The sequence below is a fragment of the Roseovarius tolerans genome (assembly GCF_900109855.1).
GTDB lineage: Bacteria > Pseudomonadota > Alphaproteobacteria > Rhodobacterales > Rhodobacteraceae > Roseovarius > Roseovarius tolerans.
Window position 1 is genome coordinate 14,340 of record NZ_FOBO01000019.1, and the last position, 14,838, is coordinate 29,177.

The 14,838-nt window shown below is 63.0% G+C and carries 15 protein-coding genes; 8 read left to right on the plus strand and 7 right to left on the minus strand.

Annotated elements, in window-relative coordinates; genetic code table 11:
- Positions 1 to 64: 64 nt before the first annotated feature.
- Positions 65 to 1,450 (minus strand): sensor histidine kinase RegB, encoded by a 1,386-nt coding sequence (regB, locus tag BMX04_RS15905; protein ID WP_074787881.1) that lies wholly within the window; start codon positions 1,448 to 1,450, stop codon positions 65 to 67.
- Between the two features lie 89 nt (positions 1,451 to 1,539).
- Between regB and BMX04_RS15910 the strand changes: the two genes are divergently transcribed.
- From BMX04_RS15910 to BMX04_RS15930, 5 genes are all read left to right on the plus strand, one after another.
- Complete coding sequence (locus tag BMX04_RS15910; RefSeq protein WP_074787882.1) at positions 1,540 to 2,166, plus strand: SCO family protein; 627 nt, start codon at positions 1,540 to 1,542, stop codon at positions 2,164 to 2,166.
- A gap of 71 nt (positions 2,167 to 2,237) precedes the next feature.
- The gene (locus BMX04_RS15915; protein WP_074787883.1) at positions 2,238 to 2,789 is read left to right on the plus strand and encodes an ActR/PrrA/RegA family redox response regulator transcription factor; all 552 of its coding nucleotides are present in this window, start codon (positions 2,238 to 2,240) and stop codon (positions 2,787 to 2,789) included.
- A gap of 140 nt (positions 2,790 to 2,929) precedes the next feature.
- Entirely contained in the window at positions 2,930 to 3,916 is a 987-nt protein-coding gene (locus tag BMX04_RS15920) for a glycosyltransferase family 2 protein (protein ID WP_074787914.1), read from the plus strand.
- 19 nt (positions 3,917 to 3,935) lie between these two features.
- Positions 3,936 to 5,636 (plus strand): DUF5927 domain-containing protein, encoded by a 1,701-nt coding sequence (locus BMX04_RS15925; protein ID WP_074787884.1) that lies wholly within the window; start codon positions 3,936 to 3,938, stop codon positions 5,634 to 5,636.
- A gap of 6 nt (positions 5,637 to 5,642) precedes the next feature.
- Entirely contained in the window at positions 5,643 to 7,070 is a 1,428-nt protein-coding gene (locus tag BMX04_RS15930; RefSeq protein ID WP_074787885.1) for a sulfotransferase family 2 domain-containing protein, read from the plus strand.
- Between the two features lie 258 nt (positions 7,071 to 7,328).
- Here BMX04_RS15930 and BMX04_RS15935 read toward each other — a convergent pair whose 3' ends face one another.
- The 6 genes from BMX04_RS15935 to BMX04_RS15960 all read right to left on the minus strand — a co-directional run bounded on the left by BMX04_RS15935 (position 7,329) and on the right by BMX04_RS15960 (position 11,137).
- Positions 7,329 to 7,793 carry a PTS sugar transporter subunit IIA gene (locus tag BMX04_RS15935; RefSeq protein WP_050663890.1) on the minus strand — a complete coding sequence of 155 codons (465 nt, stop codon included), beginning with the start codon at positions 7,791 to 7,793 and terminating at the stop codon, positions 7,329 to 7,331.
- 45 nt (positions 7,794 to 7,838) lie between these two features.
- The gene (hpf, locus tag BMX04_RS15940) at positions 7,839 to 8,402 is read right to left on the minus strand and encodes a ribosome hibernation-promoting factor, HPF/YfiA family (RefSeq protein WP_050663889.1); all 564 of its coding nucleotides are present in this window, start codon (positions 8,400 to 8,402) and stop codon (positions 7,839 to 7,841) included.
- A 242-nt stretch (positions 8,403 to 8,644) separates the two neighbouring features.
- On the minus strand, positions 8,645 to 9,409 hold the full coding sequence (lptB, locus tag BMX04_RS15945) for an LPS export ABC transporter ATP-binding protein (RefSeq protein WP_074787886.1): 765 nt from the start codon (positions 9,407 to 9,409) through the stop codon (positions 8,645 to 8,647).
- Entirely contained in the window at positions 9,406 to 9,867 is a 462-nt protein-coding gene (lptA, locus tag BMX04_RS15950) for a lipopolysaccharide transport periplasmic protein LptA (protein ID WP_074787915.1), read from the minus strand. Before lptA ends, lptB begins: the two co-directional genes overlap by 4 nt.
- A 41-nt stretch (positions 9,868 to 9,908) precedes the next feature.
- Positions 9,909 to 10,523 carry an LPS export ABC transporter periplasmic protein LptC gene (lptC, locus tag BMX04_RS15955; protein ID WP_074787887.1) on the minus strand — a complete coding sequence of 205 codons (615 nt, stop codon included), beginning with the start codon at positions 10,521 to 10,523 and terminating at the stop codon, positions 9,909 to 9,911.
- Between the two features lie 2 nt (positions 10,524 to 10,525).
- Complete coding sequence (locus BMX04_RS15960) at positions 10,526 to 11,137, minus strand: ribonuclease D (RefSeq protein ID WP_050663886.1); 612 nt, start codon at positions 11,135 to 11,137, stop codon at positions 10,526 to 10,528.
- A gap of 210 nt (positions 11,138 to 11,347) precedes the next feature.
- Between BMX04_RS15960 and BMX04_RS15965 the strand changes: the two genes are divergently transcribed.
- From BMX04_RS15965 to BMX04_RS15975, 3 genes are all read left to right on the plus strand, one after another.
- Positions 11,348 to 12,976, plus strand: a complete 1,629-nt coding sequence (locus BMX04_RS15965; RefSeq protein ID WP_074787888.1) for a thiamine pyrophosphate-binding protein — start codon at positions 11,348 to 11,350, stop codon at positions 12,974 to 12,976.
- A gap of 10 nt (positions 12,977 to 12,986) precedes the next feature.
- On the plus strand, positions 12,987 to 14,162 hold the full coding sequence (locus tag BMX04_RS15970) for a CaiB/BaiF CoA transferase family protein (protein WP_074787889.1): 1,176 nt from the start codon (positions 12,987 to 12,989) through the stop codon (positions 14,160 to 14,162).
- 78 nt (positions 14,163 to 14,240) lie between these two features.
- Positions 14,241 to 14,711 (plus strand): DUF302 domain-containing protein, encoded by a 471-nt coding sequence (locus BMX04_RS15975; RefSeq protein ID WP_074787890.1) that lies wholly within the window; start codon positions 14,241 to 14,243, stop codon positions 14,709 to 14,711.
- Positions 14,712 to 14,838: the final 127 nt, after the last annotated feature.

A 14,838-nucleotide genomic window follows, 5' to 3' on the forward strand; every position in this document is an offset into this window, starting at 1 on the left:
CCTCGTCGAGCCGTTTCCGACAAGGGTGGCGCAAACTGGTTAAGACCGTCTTAACGTCGATCCGTCAGCCGCGAATGGGCTGGTTTTCGCCCAGCGCGGGCGTATCGGGCACCTCGAAGGCCTTGCGCGGCCATGTCACCTCGACCAGTGCGCCGCTGCGGGCGGCATCGAGCGCCTCTGCCCCCGTCGCATCGGCCCCGTTGGCGAAGGTCAGGTCGGCGCCGGAGCGTTCCAGCAGGGTCTTGGCGATGAAAAGGCCGAGGCCCATGCCTTCGTATTCCGGGCGGCGCGGCTCGGTTGCGGGGGCGCGGCGGCGGATGAACGGATCGCCGATGCGGCCCAGCATGTCAGCGGGATAGCCGCGCCCGTCATCCATGATGCGCAGGGTGATTGTGTCGTCTCCCCAGCGGGTTTCGACCCAGACATTGGCGCGGGCGAAATCCACCGCGTTCTGGATGAGGTTGCGCAGCCCGTGGATCACTTCGGGGCGGCGCAGCACGGTGGGCTGGGTCATGATATCCGCGCCGCCCGCGGCATGATCGAAATGAATATGCTTGCCGCGGTCGACATGCGGCTCCGCGGCCTCTTCGACGAGGGCGGTGAGGGGGGTGCGGCGCAGGTGCAGATCGTCCTTGCCCGCCCGCCCCATGGAGCGCAGGATATCGCGGCAGCGGTCGGCCTGTTCGCGGATCAGGAGGGCATCGTCGCGCAGCTCGGGACGGTCTTCCAGCTCTTCGGCCAGTTCCGCGCTGGTCAGCTTGATCGTCGCCAGCGGCGTGCCCAGCTCATGCGCGGCGGCGGCCACCACGCCCCCCAGATCGGTCAGCTTCTGCTCGCGGGACAGGGCCATCTGCGTGGCCTGGAGCGCGTCGGACATGGCGCGCATTTCCTGCACGATCCAGCGGGAATAGACCCCGAGGAACAGCACCGCGATCACGATGGCCACCCAACTGCCGAAGCGGAACACGTCGGGCACGCGCAGCACGAACCCGTCCTCGGTGCGCAGCGGCAGGTAGAATTGCATCAGGAGCGTCACGATCACGATGGCCATCATGCCGAGAAACGCGGTCGAGCGCCCCGACAGCGCCGAAGCGGAGACGGTGACGGGGCCGACGATCAGGATGGTGAAGGGATTGTGCATGCCGCCCGTGAGGTAGAGCAGCAGCCCAAGCTGGAGCATGTCGAAGAGTACGACGAGGAAGGTGTCCTGCTCCGACAGGCGCTTGTTCTCGGCAAAGACGAAGGCGGCGACGAGGTTCGAGGCGACCGAGACCCCGATGACCAGAAAGCACAGCCCCATTTCGAGATCGAGATGATAGACCCGGTCGGCGATGATCAGGGCGCTGGCCTGCCCGATGATCGCCCACCAGCGCAACAGTACGAGCGTGCGCAGGCGAATCCAGTTGCCCCTGTTGCGTAGTTTGAAAAGACCGGAGGAGTGATCGGTCATATCCGGGGGCATGTCCATTGCGTGCGGGGTCAGGGATGCTAGATAGAGGGAGGGTTGCACCCCGTCCACCGAAACGCAAGGAAATCCACATGACCCGCTTGATTGCCATTGCCGCCGCCGTTGTTGTTGTCCTTGGTTTGGGCGGGACCTATTACATGGTGACCGCCCGGGGTGGTGACGCGGATCAGTTCGCGCAATGCCGGGCGTCGAACGTCGCGGGCGGGGCGGCGCAGATCGGCGGGCCGTTCGAATTGGTGAGCGAGACCGGCGAGACGGTCACTGACGAAGATGTGATCGACCAGCCGACGCTGATCTATTTCGGCTATACGTTCTGCCCGGATGTCTGCCCAATGGATGCCGCGCGCAATGCCGAAGCAGTGGATATCCTCGAAGAGCGCGGCGACATGGTGAAGCCGGTGTTCATTTCCATCGACCCCAAGCGCGACACGCCGGAGGTGATGGCGGAGTTCACCGATTATCTGCATCCGCGCATGCTGGGCCTCACGGGGAGCGAAGAGCAGGTGCGCGAGGCGTCCAAGGTGTACCGCACGTTCTTTCAGGCGCGTGACGAGGGTGACGACGAGTTTTACCTCGTCGATCATTCGACGATGACCTACTTGTCGCTGCCCGAACACGGCTTTGTCGAGTTCTTTCGCCGCGATACCACCCCGGAGCAGATGGCCGACCGTGTGCAGTGTTTTATCGAGGCCAGCTAAGTGTTTGTTTTGACGGGGGGCCGGGCGCGGGCTAGAACATCTGGCAACGGCGCGTAAACAGGAGGAGCGGCATGGCCGAGGACATGCAGGACATCGGTGACGACAAGACGCTGCTTCTCGTGGACGATGACGAGGCGTTTCTGCGCCGTCTGGCCAAAGCCATGGAAAAACGCGGCTTCGAGGTCGAGACCGCTGGATCAGTGGCCGCCGGGCGCGCCATCGCCACGAACCGGCCCCCTGCCTATGCGGTGTGCGATCTGCGACTTGAGGATGGCAACGGGCTCGACGTGGTCGAGGTGATCCGCGAAAAGCGGCCCGACAGCCGGATCGTGGTGCTGACCGGATACGGCGCGATTGCCACCGCTGTCGCCGCAGTCAAGATCGGGGCGACGGATTACCTGTCGAAACCCGCCGATGCCACGGATATCACCAACGCGCTTCTGGCCAACGGGGCCGATTTGCCGCCGCCGCCGGAAAACCCGATGAGCGCCGACCGGGTGCGCTGGGAGCATATTCAGCGGGTCTATGAGCTGTGTGACCGCAATGTCAGCGAGACGGCGCGGCGGCTGAACATGCACCGGCGCACACTGCAACGGATCCTGGCGAAACGCTCGCCGCGCTGACCGTTGATTCCGGCAACGATTTCGGAATTTAATCGCTATTGTCCCTAAAAAAGGTTGTATTAACAGCCGTTAGATAGTCTGTGGCGATCTAAAAAGACGAACGGAGGTCCAATCTCGTGGGGGCGTGGCAATCATACCGGATGCGGCTTCGGCGCAAACGGGCCAAGGTGCGTGCCTTTCGCAAGCATTTCTCGATGCGGTCCGTTGTCGACCGCACCGACCGTATTCGTCCCGGCGATGTGCTGCTCTTTTCGACCATGCGGGACGAGCATGTCCGCCTGCCTTATTTCCTGCGCTATTACCGCGATCTGGGGATTTCGCATTTCCTGATCGTGGATAATGACAGCACCGATGGCGGTGCGGATTATCTGGCGCAGCAGGATGATGTATCGCTGTGGTCCACCAAGGCGAGCTACAAGCGCGCGCGCTTCGGCATCGACTGGCTCAACTGGCTGCAATCGAAATACGGGCACGGGCACTGGACGCTGGTGGTCGATCCCGATGAGTTCTTTGTCTACCCGTTCTGTGACACCCGACCCATTCGCGCGCTGACCGATTGGCTGGATACCTCGCAGGTCAAATCCTTTGGCGCGATGCTGCTGGACATGTATCCCAAGGGGCGGATCGACGTCGTGCCCTACCGCGCCGGCCAGAACCCGCTGGAGATCGCCGCTTGGTTCGATCCCGGCAACTACATGATCGAAAAGAACAAGAAATTCGGCAATCTGTGGATTCAGGGCGGGCCGCGTGCGCGCGTGTTCTTTCCCGACAATCCGAAAAAGGCGCCTGCGCTCAACAAGACGCCGCTGATCAAGTGGCATCGGCGCTATGCCTATGAAAGCTCGACCCATATGGTGCTGCCGCGTGGTTTGAACCTGACCTATGATGAATGGGGTGGCGAAAAGGCGAGCGGCATCCTGCTCCATGCCAAGTTTCTGGATACCTTTACCGCCAAGGCCGCCGAGGAACTGACCCGCCGCCAGCACTATTCCGCCAGCGTCGAATACAAGGCCTATGCCGAGATCGTGCAGCACAATCCCGAACTTTGGTGCAAATGGTCGGAAAAATATATAAACTGGCGGCAACTAGAAATCCTCGGGCTGATGTCCAAGGGGAACTGGGCATGAGCAACAGGGCAGTACACGCATGAGCGTCGGGATTATCATGCTGGTCCACACCGCCTTTGGCCGGGCCGAACAGGTGGCGCGGCATTGGGCGGCGTCGGGCTGTCCGCTGGTGATCCATGTCGACAAGGCGGTGCCGCGCAAGACCTATAATGCCTTTGTAAAAGCCCTGTCGGATATCGAGGATGTCCGCTTTGCGCCCCGGCATCGCTGTGAATGGGGCACCTGGGGGCTGGTCGCGGCCACGCAGGGTGCCGCAGAGATCATGCTGCGCGAGTTCCAGACCGTGCGCCATGTCTATCTGGCCTCGGGGTCCTGCCTGCCGCTGCGCCCGGTGCAGGAGTTGATCGACTATCTTGCTGTGCGCCCGAATACCGATTTCATCGAGAGCGCGACGACGGCGGATGTGCCCTGGACCATCGGGGGGCTGGATCAGGAACGCTTTACCCTGCGGTTTCCGTTCTCATGGCGGAACCATCGCTATCTCTTTGACAAATACGTGGCACTGCAACGCCTTGTCGGGTTCAAGCGGCACATTCCCAACGGCATCGTGCCGCATATGGGCAGCCAGTGGTGGTGTCTGACGCGGCAGACGCTGTCGGCCATTCTGGATGATCCCTACCGGCGGGTCTATGACCGCTATTTCTCCAAGGTGTGGATTCCGGACGAGAGCTATTTCCAGACCCTCGCCCGGCAATATTCGCGCCAGATTGAGAGCCGGTCGCTGACGCTGTCGAAATTCGACTACCAGGGCAAGCCGCATATCTTTTACGACGATCACCTGCAGCTTTTGCGGCGCTCGGATTGTTTTTTGGCGCGCAAGATCTGGCCCTTTGCCGACCGTCTCTACGAGGCGTTTCTGACCGATCCGGCGGGGGCGATGAAGCGCACCGAGCCCAACCCCGGCAAGATCGACCGTATTTTCGCCAAGGCGGTGGAGCGGCGTACGCGCGGGCGGCCCGGTCTATACATGCAGAGCCGCTTTCCGGTGGAGACCCGCGAAAACGGGCTGACCTGCGCGCCCTATTCGGTGTTTCAGGGGTTCAGCGATCTCTTTGAGAATTTCGAGCCGTGGCTGGCGCGGATGACCGGGATGCGGGTGCATGGCCATCTTTTTGCGCCGGAGCGGGCCGAGTTCTCGGATGGTCAGACGGTGATGAACGGGGCGCTTTCGGACAGTGCGGCGCTGCGCGATTACAATCCGCGCGCCTTTCTGGCCAGCCTGATCTGGAATACCCGCGGCGAGCGGCAGTGTTTCCAGTTCGGGCCGCGCGACATGATCGAGGATATAGAGTGGTATATCGCCAAGGACCCGAATGCGCAGGTCTCGGTGATTTCGGGGGCCTGGGCAGTGCCGCTCTTCAAGTCGAACGGCAATTTTGCCGATATCCGGCGCGAGGCGGCGCTTTTGCAGCAGGTCGAGAGCCAGCATCTCAAGGTGTTGCGGTCATCCTGGATCAAGGCGCGTGTGCGGATCTGGACCATGGCGGAATTCATCGAGGCCCCGATGGAGCCTTTGCAGACCATCATCGACGAGATCGGGCAACAGAACCTGCGCGGTCTGGCCGAGGTGCCGCGGATGTCCGATCTGACCGGGTTCGGGCAGTTCCTGCAGAACCTCAAGAATCAGGGGATGCATCCCTATCTGATGGGCGATTTCCCGGTTGAGCAGGGCACCCACAGTCCGCAGCAGGATGCGCGCAAACCCTATCTGGTGCGGTAAGAGTGAATGACAGGCCCGTTTGACTATTTCGTCGTGTTCGCGGAAATGCGCACCGGCTCCAATTTTCTGGAAAGCAATCTGAACGCGTTTGACGGGATCGAATGCCATGGCGAGGCGTTCAACCCGCATTTCATTGGCTATCCCAACAAGACCGAGTTGCTGGGGCTGACACAGGCCGAGCGAGACGAGGAACCGACGCGTCTCATTGGTGCGATCAAGGGGCAGTCGCAGGGCATCGGCGGCTTTCGGTTCTTTCACGACCATGATCCGCGCGTTCTGGATCATGCGCTAGACGATCCGCGCTGCGCCAAGATCATCCTGACGCGCAACCCAGTCGACAGCTACGTGTCGTGGAAGATCGCGCAGGCCACCGGGCAGTGGAAGCTGACCAATGTGAAACGCCGCCGCGATGCGCCGATTGCCTTTGATCCAGGCGAGTTCGAGACGCATGTGGCGACGTTGCAGGCGTTTCAGGTGTTCCTGCTGAACCGGCTACAGGCAACCGGGCAGACGGCGTTCTATGTGGCCTACGAGGATTTGCAGAGCCTTGAGGTTATGAACGGTCTGGCGCGGTATCTGGGCTGTGAGGCGCGGCTGGAGGCGCTCGACGCCTCGCTCAAGCCGCAGAACCCGGAACCGCTGGAAAACAAGGTGTCGAACTTCAAGGAGATGGAGCACGCGCTGGCCGGGCGCGACCCCTACAACCTGACCCGCACCCCGAATTTCGAGCCGCGACGGGGGACCGCCGTGCCCGGTTTCGTCAGCGCCGTGCGTGCACCGCTGATCTATATGCCGATCCGGTCGGGGCCGGAGCATGAGGTGCGCGCGTGGCTTGCCGCGCTCGATCAGGTTAGTGAGGAGACGCTGCCCACCAAGCTCAATCAAAAGGCGCTGCGCCAGTGGATGCGGCGCAAGCCGGGGCATCGGCGGTTCACCGTGCTGCGTCATCCGGTGGAGCGCGCGCACGCGGCATTCTGCGACAAGATCCTGATCAAGGGGCCGGGATGTTACCGCGATATCCGCCGCACCCTGCGCAATTTCCACAAGCTGCCGATCCCCGGCAACCTGCCCGACGAGGGTTATGATCTTGCGGCGCACAAGACGGCGTTTTTGGCGTTCCTGGAGTTTCTCAAGGCCAATCTGGCGGGTCAGACGGCGATCCGGGTCGATGCCCATTGGTGCACGCAAGCCGCAGCCGTCGAAGGGATGGCGCAATTCGGTGCGCCCGACATGATTTTGCGTGAGGACGAGATGCCGGGCTATCTTGCCGCGCTCGCGCGGCAGGTGGGCTATGCGAAACCGCCCGCGCCGCCAGAGGGGGCACCACAAGCGCCGTTTGCCCTTGCCGATATCTATGACGATGGACTCGAGGAGTTGGCGCGGACCGTGTATCAGCGGGATTATGTGCTGTTCGGGTTCGGGGCCTGGCGGTAGGGGGGTCGGGATTGGTCTTTTGCTGTCGTTGCCGCCTCCCGCGCGAAACGCACCGAAGGTGCCGCGCGATCGCCGGGCCGTCCCGCGGCCTGGCGATATGATAGGGAGCGCAACGTGTTGAGTTCAGGATGACTTGGCTGGGATAAAGTGCGGGCAACAACGGTTGCATCGCCAGTCCCCGCCCTGCGATCAAGCAGCACCTCTGACAGGGTGCGATATCCGCTCTAAGTCAAACGATCTACTTTGACCCGGCGGTGCTCACGCGGCCTGTGCCGCCTGCGCCTCGGTGACGATGGTATAGAGCGTCATCGGATCGGTGTTGGCCCGCAGCTTGGCGCAGAGCGAAGTGTCGCGCAGGGTGCGCGAGACGAGGGCAAGCGCCTTGAGATGCTCGACCCCCGCGTCGATGGGCGCGAAGAGCGCAAAGGCGAGGTCAACCGGCTGGCGATCCACCGCGTCGAAATCAATCGGCTTTTCCAGCAGTGTCAGCACGCCAACGACGTGATCGAGGCCGTCGATTCGGGCATGGGGCAGGGCGACGCCATTTCCCACCCCGGTGGGCCCCAGGCTCTCGCGTTCCAAGAGCGCCTCGACAGCGGTGCCATGCGGCACGCCGTAGGCCGATTCGACAATGAACCCAAGCTCTTGCATCAGGCGTTTCTTGCTGGTGGCACCGGACAGGAAGCGCACGGCCTCTGGCTTGAGGATCATAGGTAAGTCCATTTGTCGAGCCGCACTGACAGGCGCACTGCCGCCCGTCACCTTATATTACGGGTCAATCCAGCCGATATTGCCGTCTTCGCGGCGGTATACGACATTGACCGTCTCTTTTCCCTCTTTGCGGAAGACAAGAACCGGTGCCCCTGCAAGCTCCATCTGCATGACCGCCTCGCCGACCGAAAGAGAGGGGATTTGCGTCTCCATCTCGGCCACGATGATCGGTTGCAGGCTTTCAGGTTCCGATTCTACCTCCTCGCCGTTCGCCGCGAGGATATAAGAGGAAGCCCCGAAGAGTTCAACCGGCTCTGCACGCTCGCGATGGTGGTCTTTCAGGCGGCGCTTGTAACGTCGGAGTTGTTTTTCCATTTTCTCGCAGCAGGCGTCGAAGGCACCGTATATTTCATGCGCCTTGGCGCTGGCCTGCGCGGTCAATCCGGTGGAAAGATGCACGATCGCCTCGCAGGCGAATTCGCTCGCGTTCTTGGAAAAGATGACATGCGCGTCGGTCGGACGTTCGGCGTATTTGGCCACCGCCGCGCCCAGCTCGTCCTTGACATGCGTTTGAAGTGCCTCGCCGATATCGATCTGCTTTCCACTGATTTGATAACGCATCTTCTCTCCTTCACTTGACAGACCCGGTCCGGGCACGGCGCGCCTGCGCCGCGAACTTTCCTAGCCTCGGATGCTGATAAACGACATGTGTTTCGATTGTCCCGAGACAGGCCCGCGACGCCGGGGCCATTCGGGGAACAGCGCGATAATACAACATGTCATCCCCCAATTGACGCGCTTTCCCGGCGTCTTGTCAATCGCATTTGCGACAGGGCAGAGCGGATTTGCCGACGCGGGGCCGATCACGAAATGCGGAAGCTGTCACCGAGATAGACGCGGCGGACATTCTCGTTCTCGACCACGTCCCGAGGACTGCCCGACATCAGAACCTTGCCGTCATGCAGGATATAGGCACGGTCGACGATTTCGAGCGTCTCGCGCACGTTGTGGTCGGTGATCAGCACGCCGATGCCGCGTTTCTTGAGATCGGTCACAAGATGCCGGATATCGCCCACCGAAATCGGATCGACCCCGGCAAAGGGTTCGTCGAGAAGCAGGTATTTCGGATTCGCCGCAAGGCAGCGGGCGATTTCCACGCGCCGCCGCTCGCCGCCGGACAGGGCCATTGCTGGGGCACGGCGCAGATGTTCGATCGAGAATTCCGAGAGCAGCTGTTCCAGCCGCTCGCGCCGCCGCTGTCGTTTATTCTCGGCGATGTCGAGGATCGCCATGATGTTGTCCTCGACCGAGAGGCCCCGAAAGATCGACATTTCCTGTGGTAGATAGCCGATGCCCAGCTTGGCGCGGCGATACATCGGCAACGCGCTGACATCGCGCCCGTCGATATAGATATGGCCGCCCTCGGGATAGATCAGCCCGGCAATGGCGTAGAAGGTGGTGGTCTTGCCCGAGCCGTTGGGGCCCAGCAGCGCCACCACTTCGCCCTGGCCAAGCGAGAGCGACACATCGCGAATCACCACCCGTTTCTTGTAGCTCTTGCGCAGATGTTCGACCCGCAGGCCGCCACCATCGCTTTCATGCGCAAGGACAAGGTCGGGCTTGGTCATTGATCGTCATTGCCCGGTTGCAGCACGGTCTTGACCCGGCCCTGGACCCGCGCAGTGCCGGCCCCGGTATCGACCAGCATCGTCTCGCCGGTGATCGCGCTCTGGCCCTGCACGAGCAGGACATCGCCGCGCAACTCGATCATCCCGGTGGAGATGTTGTAATCCGCACGGGCGGCCTCGGCGGCATCCTCGCCGCTGACCAGCGTGACACCGCCGGTGGCCTCGAGCCGTTCGATCCCGGTCTGATCCGCGAGGTAGACCACAAGGACCCGGGGGGCCGCGAGACGCATTGCGCCCTGTGCGATGACCACGTTGCCGGTGAAAATCGCGGTGCTGTCGTTCTGGTTGACGTTCAGGTTGTCCGACGTCACCTCGACCGGAAGGCTGCGATCCTGCTGGGTGTTGCCGAAGGCCACCTGCGCGCCCTGCGCCAGAGCCAGACCCGGAAGGCAGGCCATCACGACCGCCGCGGCGAAAAGTTTGATCTTACCCACTGGCCTCAGTCCCCCACATCTGGCGGTTGGTATATCAGCTTCACCCCCTCGGTGAAAAGCAATTCCGCCGCCCCGTTCCCGTTCGCGTTTCGCAGCACCATCTGCCCCGCCGTCAGATCGCCCAGCGGTCCGGTCGCGGTGACGGTGTCGGGGGTCGTCGCGTTCAGCGCGTCGAGGTTCATGTCGAGGCGGTCGGTGTCGATCACGTAGCCTGTCGAGGTAGTGATCTGCACATCGCCGCGCAGTTGCGTCTGCATCGCGCGCTGATCGAATTCGGCGGCGCGGGCGGTGATGTCGACAGTGGTGCCCGCCGCGAGCCGGATTTGCGCGGTGACGGCATCTGCCGTGATCGGGCCGTCGACATCGCGGCCAGGCCGCGCGATACCGGCGCTGAAGAGGATTTCGTCGCCGGTATCGGTGACCCCGGCAAAGCTCGGGTTGGAGGCCCCCATGTCCTGCGCGCGTTTTTCCACGTCGGCCTGTGCCACCGGCACCGATTTCGAGGGATCGACGGTGCGCGAGATCAGGAACAGCGTCGATAACAAGCCCAGCGCGATCAGCGGCAGCAGGACCTTCATCCCCGCCACGACCCGCGAATAGGTGTTGTCCGCGCGCGCCATGCTCAATGGGCGAATATGTCGATTTCGGGCCAGCCGGCCAGATCGAGCCGCGCGCGCATCGGCAGGAACTCGAAACAGGCCTGCGCCATGTCGGTGCGCCCCTCGCGGGCCAGCCGCTTGTCGAGTTCCTTGCGCAGGCGGTGCAGGTAGAGCACATCCGAGGCGGCGTACTCGAGCTGCGCCTCGGTGAGCGCCTCTGCCCCCCAATCGGAGGTCTGCTGCTGCTTGGAGATATCGACGCCCAGCAGTTCCTGAAGCAGGTATTTCAGCCCGTGCCGGTCGGTATAGGTGCGGATGAGTTTTGAGGCGATTTTGGTGCAATAGACCGGTTCGGCCAGCGCGCCGAAGGCATTGTACATCGCCGCGATGTCGAACCGCCCGAAGTGAAAGAGCTTGAGCACATCGGGGTTGCGCAGCAGCCTCTCGAGGTTGGGCGCGCTGGTCTGCCCCTGGGCCACCTGCACCAGATGTGCGTTGCCATCCCCGTCCGACAATTGCACAACACACAGCCGGTCACGATGCGGGTTGAGGCCCATCGTCTCGCAGTCGATCGCCACGACGGGGCCAAGTTCCAGCCCGTCGGGCAGGTCGTTCTGATAAAGGTGGTTCGCCATCGGATATCCTTGTGTCCCGGGCGGTGCGCGGGCTGACTGTCATACGGGATCGAAATCCCGATTTGCTTAGGCCGTTTCGACGCTTGCCTCAACCCGGATTTAAGCCGCCCATGGGGGGAATTCCAGCCCAGGCCGACCGCGAGAGGGGCAAAGCGGCTTGCGGTTGGCCCGGTGCTCGGCCACAAAGTGCCGCAAGAGGAGACAGAACCCATGCCCGTGACCACCCCCGACCAGACCGAAAATCGCGCCGCCGATTACCTTGCCCGCAGGCTCTATGAGGCGGGCTGTCGCCATGCGTTTGGCATGCCCGGCGGTGAGGTTCTGACGGTGATGGATGCGCTGGCGCGGGCTGGGATCGAGGTTACGCTGGCGCGGCACGAAAACGCCGCTGCCTTCATGGCCGAGGGGGTCTGGCACCGCACCGGCGCGCCGGGCATTCTGATTGCCACGCTGGGGCCGGGGGTTTTGAACGGCGTCAACGCCGTCGCCAACGCGCATCAGGATCGGGTGCCGCTGATCGTCATCTCGGGTTGTGTCGATGCCGATGAGGCGCTGACCTATAGCCATCAGATCCTTGATCACGAGGCGGTGCTGGCGCCGATCACCAAGGCGACGTTTCGGCTGACGGCTCAGGGGGCCGACGTCATCGCCGACAAGGCGGTGGGCATCGCCACCGAGGGGCGGCCCGGGCCGGTGCATATCGACGTGCCGATTTCCGTCGCTGACATGCGCGTGACGCTGCCACGACTGCGCCGCCGCCCGGATGCGGTGCCGATGGTGCCTGCGGCGCCGGAGAAGGCGCGCGATTGGCTGGCTGGTGCAGAGCGGCCTGTGATGATCGTGGGGCTCGATGCCGTCAACGAGGAGGCGGGGGCGGTGATACTGGAGGTCGCGGAACGCCTGAACATACCGGTGATCACCAGCTACAAGGCCAAGGGGATCGTGCCCGAGACGCATCCGCTTTGTCTTGGCGGGGCGGGCCTGTCGCCTTTGGCCGATGGCCTCCTTGTGCCGCTCGTGGAGCGGGCCGACCTGATCCTTTGCGTCGGCTATGACCCGATCGAGATGCGGCCCGGCTGGCGCGAGATCTGGGACCCGGCGCAGGTCAGGGTGATCGACATCGCCGCCGTGCCCAATGATCAATATATGCATCAGGCGACGATGAATATCGTGGGGGCCTGCGGGCCGTCGCTGGCGGCGATTGCCGAGGGGGTGACGCCCCGCACCACATGGCCCGGCGGTGAGGTGACGGCGGCGCGTGACGCGCTGGCGCGGGCCTTTCCGACGGATGATGACTGGGGCGCTGCGGCCGTCATCGCCGAGGCGCGCGTGGTGCTGCCCGAGGATACTATCGCGACCGTCGATAGTGGCGCGCATCGCATCATGCTGTCGCAGATGTGGGTGACGCATCACCCCCGCTCGGTGCTGCAATCCACGGCCCTTTGCACCATGGGTTGCGCCGTGCCGCTGGCGATGGGGGCCAAGATCGCCACGCCCGAGGCCACCGTTGTCAGTTTCTCGGGCGATGCCGGGTTCCTGATGGTGGCGGGAGAGTTGTCGACCGTGGCGGAGCTGAACCTGCCGGTGATTTTCGTCGTCTTTGTCGATGCGAGCCTTGCGCTGATCGAGAAGAAGCAGCGCGAGCGGCAGATGGTTAATTTGGCGGTCGATTTTGGCCATCACGATTTCGCAGCCATCGGCCGGGCCTTTGGTGGCAATGGCGTGCGGGTGACGAACCGGGCCGAGTTGCGCGCGGCATTGGAGGCGGCGCAACAGGCCGACACATTTACCGTCATCGCCGCGGAAATCGACCGCGGCTCTTATGACAACCGTATCTGAGGAGATGCCCATGCCCGGCCCGCTCGATGGTCTCGTTGTTCTCGACCTCAGCCGTATTCTGGCGGGGCCGACCTGCACGCAGCTCTTGGGCGATCTGGGGGCCGAGGTGATCAAGATCGAGAGCCTTGGCGGGGATGATACGCGGCAATGGGGGCCGCCCTTTGCGGTGGATGCCGAGGGGCAGGCGACGGACCTGTCGGCCTATTTCATGTCCTCCAATCGCAACAAGCAATCGGTGGCGGTGGACCTGACTGACCGGCAAGTGCAGCGCATGCTGCACGATCTGGCGGGGCGCGCCGATGTGGTGATCGAGAATTTCAAACCCTCAGGCCTGCGTAAGTATGGCCTCGATCACGAGACGCTTTGTGCCGCCTATCCGGGCCTTGTCTATTGCTCGATCTCGGGCTTTGGTCAGACCGGGCCGAACCGCGACAAGCCGGGGTATGACCTGATGGCGCAGGGATTTGGCGGCATCATGTCGATCACCGGCGAGGCGGGCGAAGAGCCGATGAAGGTGGGCGTCGGCGTGGCTGATGTGGTTTGCGGGCTCTATGCCGCGACCGGCATTCTGGCGGCGTTGCGGCACCGCGATGCGACCGGAGAGGGGCAGCATATCGACCTTGCGCTGGTGGATACGACGATGTCCTGGCTGGTCAATCAGGGGCTGAACTACCTGACCTCGGGCACCGCGCCCACCCGTGCGGGCAACGCGCATCCCAATATCGTGCCCTATCAGGTCTTTGCCACCTCGGATGGGTATGTGATCGTCGCGGTGGGCAATGACAGCCAATATGCGCGGTTTTGTGACTATCTGGGGCAGCCTGACTGGGCCATCGACCCGCGTTTCGTCACTAACACGGCGCGATTGGCGCATCGCGACACGCTTGTGCCGATGATCTCGGAGGCACTGGCGGAGCGCACGATGCAGGACGTGATCCACGGGCTGGAGGCGCGCAAGGTGCCTGTGGGGCCGGTCAACACGATCGAGCAGGCGCTGGAAAGCGATCAGGCGCAGGCGCGGGGGATGACCATCACCCTGCCCGCGCCACAGACCGCGACGGGCGAGGTGCGGCTGATTGGCAATCCGCTCAAATTCTCGCGCACGCCGGTCAGCTATCGGTCTGCGCCGCCTGCGACGGGTGCGGATACCGACGCCGTTCTGAAGCGGCTAAGGGACGATCTGTAACCTCGAATCGCGGGCACGTGATTTGCTGCGGCGTGTGGTTCCGCGTAGCCCTCGGGGTATCAACCCGGAGGTGTATTCATGCAACGATTTCTGAAACTTCTCGCAGTTCTCACTATCCTTGCCGCGCCCGCGCAGGCGTTGGAACCGCGTGAGGGCTGGGTGATCCACGACACGGCCAAGAGCTTTGCCGACCTTGTGCAGGCGGTACGTGACGCGGTGAGCGATGCCCCCGTTGCCATCGTGACGCAGGCGAGTGCGTCTGATGGGGCGAAGATGCAGGGGCACAGCATCGCGGGCAATCGGGTCTTTGGCCTCTACCGCAACGACTATGCCCGCCGCATGCTGGAGGCGAGCATCGCCGCCGGGATCGAGGCCCCGATTCGGATGTATGTGACCGAAGACGCCGACGGCACTGCGAGCCTGAGCTACAAGACGCCGACGGCGGTTTTCTCGCCCTATTTCGACGAGGGCGGCGAAAAATTGCGTGATCTTGCGTCGGAACTGGATGGGATTTTCGAAACTGTCGCGAAATCGGCCATAGCCGAGTGATCCTTGGGCGACGGGCGGCGGCCCGTTCCGCCTTTGGGCAGAAAGACGCCGATATCGTTCGCCTTATGCGGCAGCAACCCTGCCCTGTTCCCATCATATGAGTTAAACTCGAGATAACGTGTTGGTG

Excerpts from the sequence above, each read along its gene's own strand:
- lptB (WP_074787886.1), bottom strand. The coding sequence starts at position 9,409 with ATGACCAAGCCCGACCTTGTCCTTGCGCATGAAAGCGATGGTGGCGGC.
- lptC (WP_074787887.1), bottom strand. The coding sequence starts at position 10,523 with ATGGCGCGCGCGGACAACACCTATTCGCGGGTCGTGGCGGGGATGAAG.
- regB (WP_074787881.1), bottom strand. The coding sequence starts at position 1,450 with ATGACCGATCACTCCTCCGGTCTTTTCAAACTACGCAACAGGGGCAAC.
- hpf (WP_050663889.1), bottom strand. The coding sequence starts at position 8,402 with ATGCGTTATCAAATCAGTGGAAAGCAGATCGATATCGGCGAGGCACTT.
- BMX04_RS15975 (WP_074787890.1), top strand. The coding sequence starts at position 14,241 with ATGCAACGATTTCTGAAACTTCTCGCAGTTCTCACTATCCTTGCCGCG.
- BMX04_RS15910 (WP_074787882.1), top strand. The coding sequence starts at position 1,540 with ATGACCCGCTTGATTGCCATTGCCGCCGCCGTTGTTGTTGTCCTTGGT.
- BMX04_RS15920 (WP_074787914.1), top strand. The coding sequence starts at position 2,930 with ATGCGGCTTCGGCGCAAACGGGCCAAGGTGCGTGCCTTTCGCAAGCAT.
- BMX04_RS15965 (WP_074787888.1), top strand. The coding sequence starts at position 11,348 with ATGCCCGTGACCACCCCCGACCAGACCGAAAATCGCGCCGCCGATTAC.
- BMX04_RS15935 (WP_050663890.1), bottom strand. The coding sequence starts at position 7,793 with ATGGACTTACCTATGATCCTCAAGCCAGAGGCCGTGCGCTTCCTGTCC.
- BMX04_RS15960 (WP_050663886.1), bottom strand. The coding sequence starts at position 11,137 with ATGGCGAACCACCTTTATCAGAACGACCTGCCCGACGGGCTGGAACTT.
- BMX04_RS15930 (WP_074787885.1), top strand. The coding sequence starts at position 5,643 with ATGACAGGCCCGTTTGACTATTTCGTCGTGTTCGCGGAAATGCGCACC.
- BMX04_RS15925 (WP_074787884.1), top strand. The coding sequence starts at position 3,936 with ATGAGCGTCGGGATTATCATGCTGGTCCACACCGCCTTTGGCCGGGCC.
- lptA (WP_074787915.1), bottom strand. The coding sequence starts at position 9,867 with ATGGCCTGCCTTCCGGGTCTGGCTCTGGCGCAGGGCGCGCAGGTGGCC.
- BMX04_RS15915 (WP_074787883.1), top strand. The coding sequence starts at position 2,238 with ATGGCCGAGGACATGCAGGACATCGGTGACGACAAGACGCTGCTTCTC.
- BMX04_RS15970 (WP_074787889.1), top strand. The coding sequence starts at position 12,987 with ATGCCCGGCCCGCTCGATGGTCTCGTTGTTCTCGACCTCAGCCGTATT.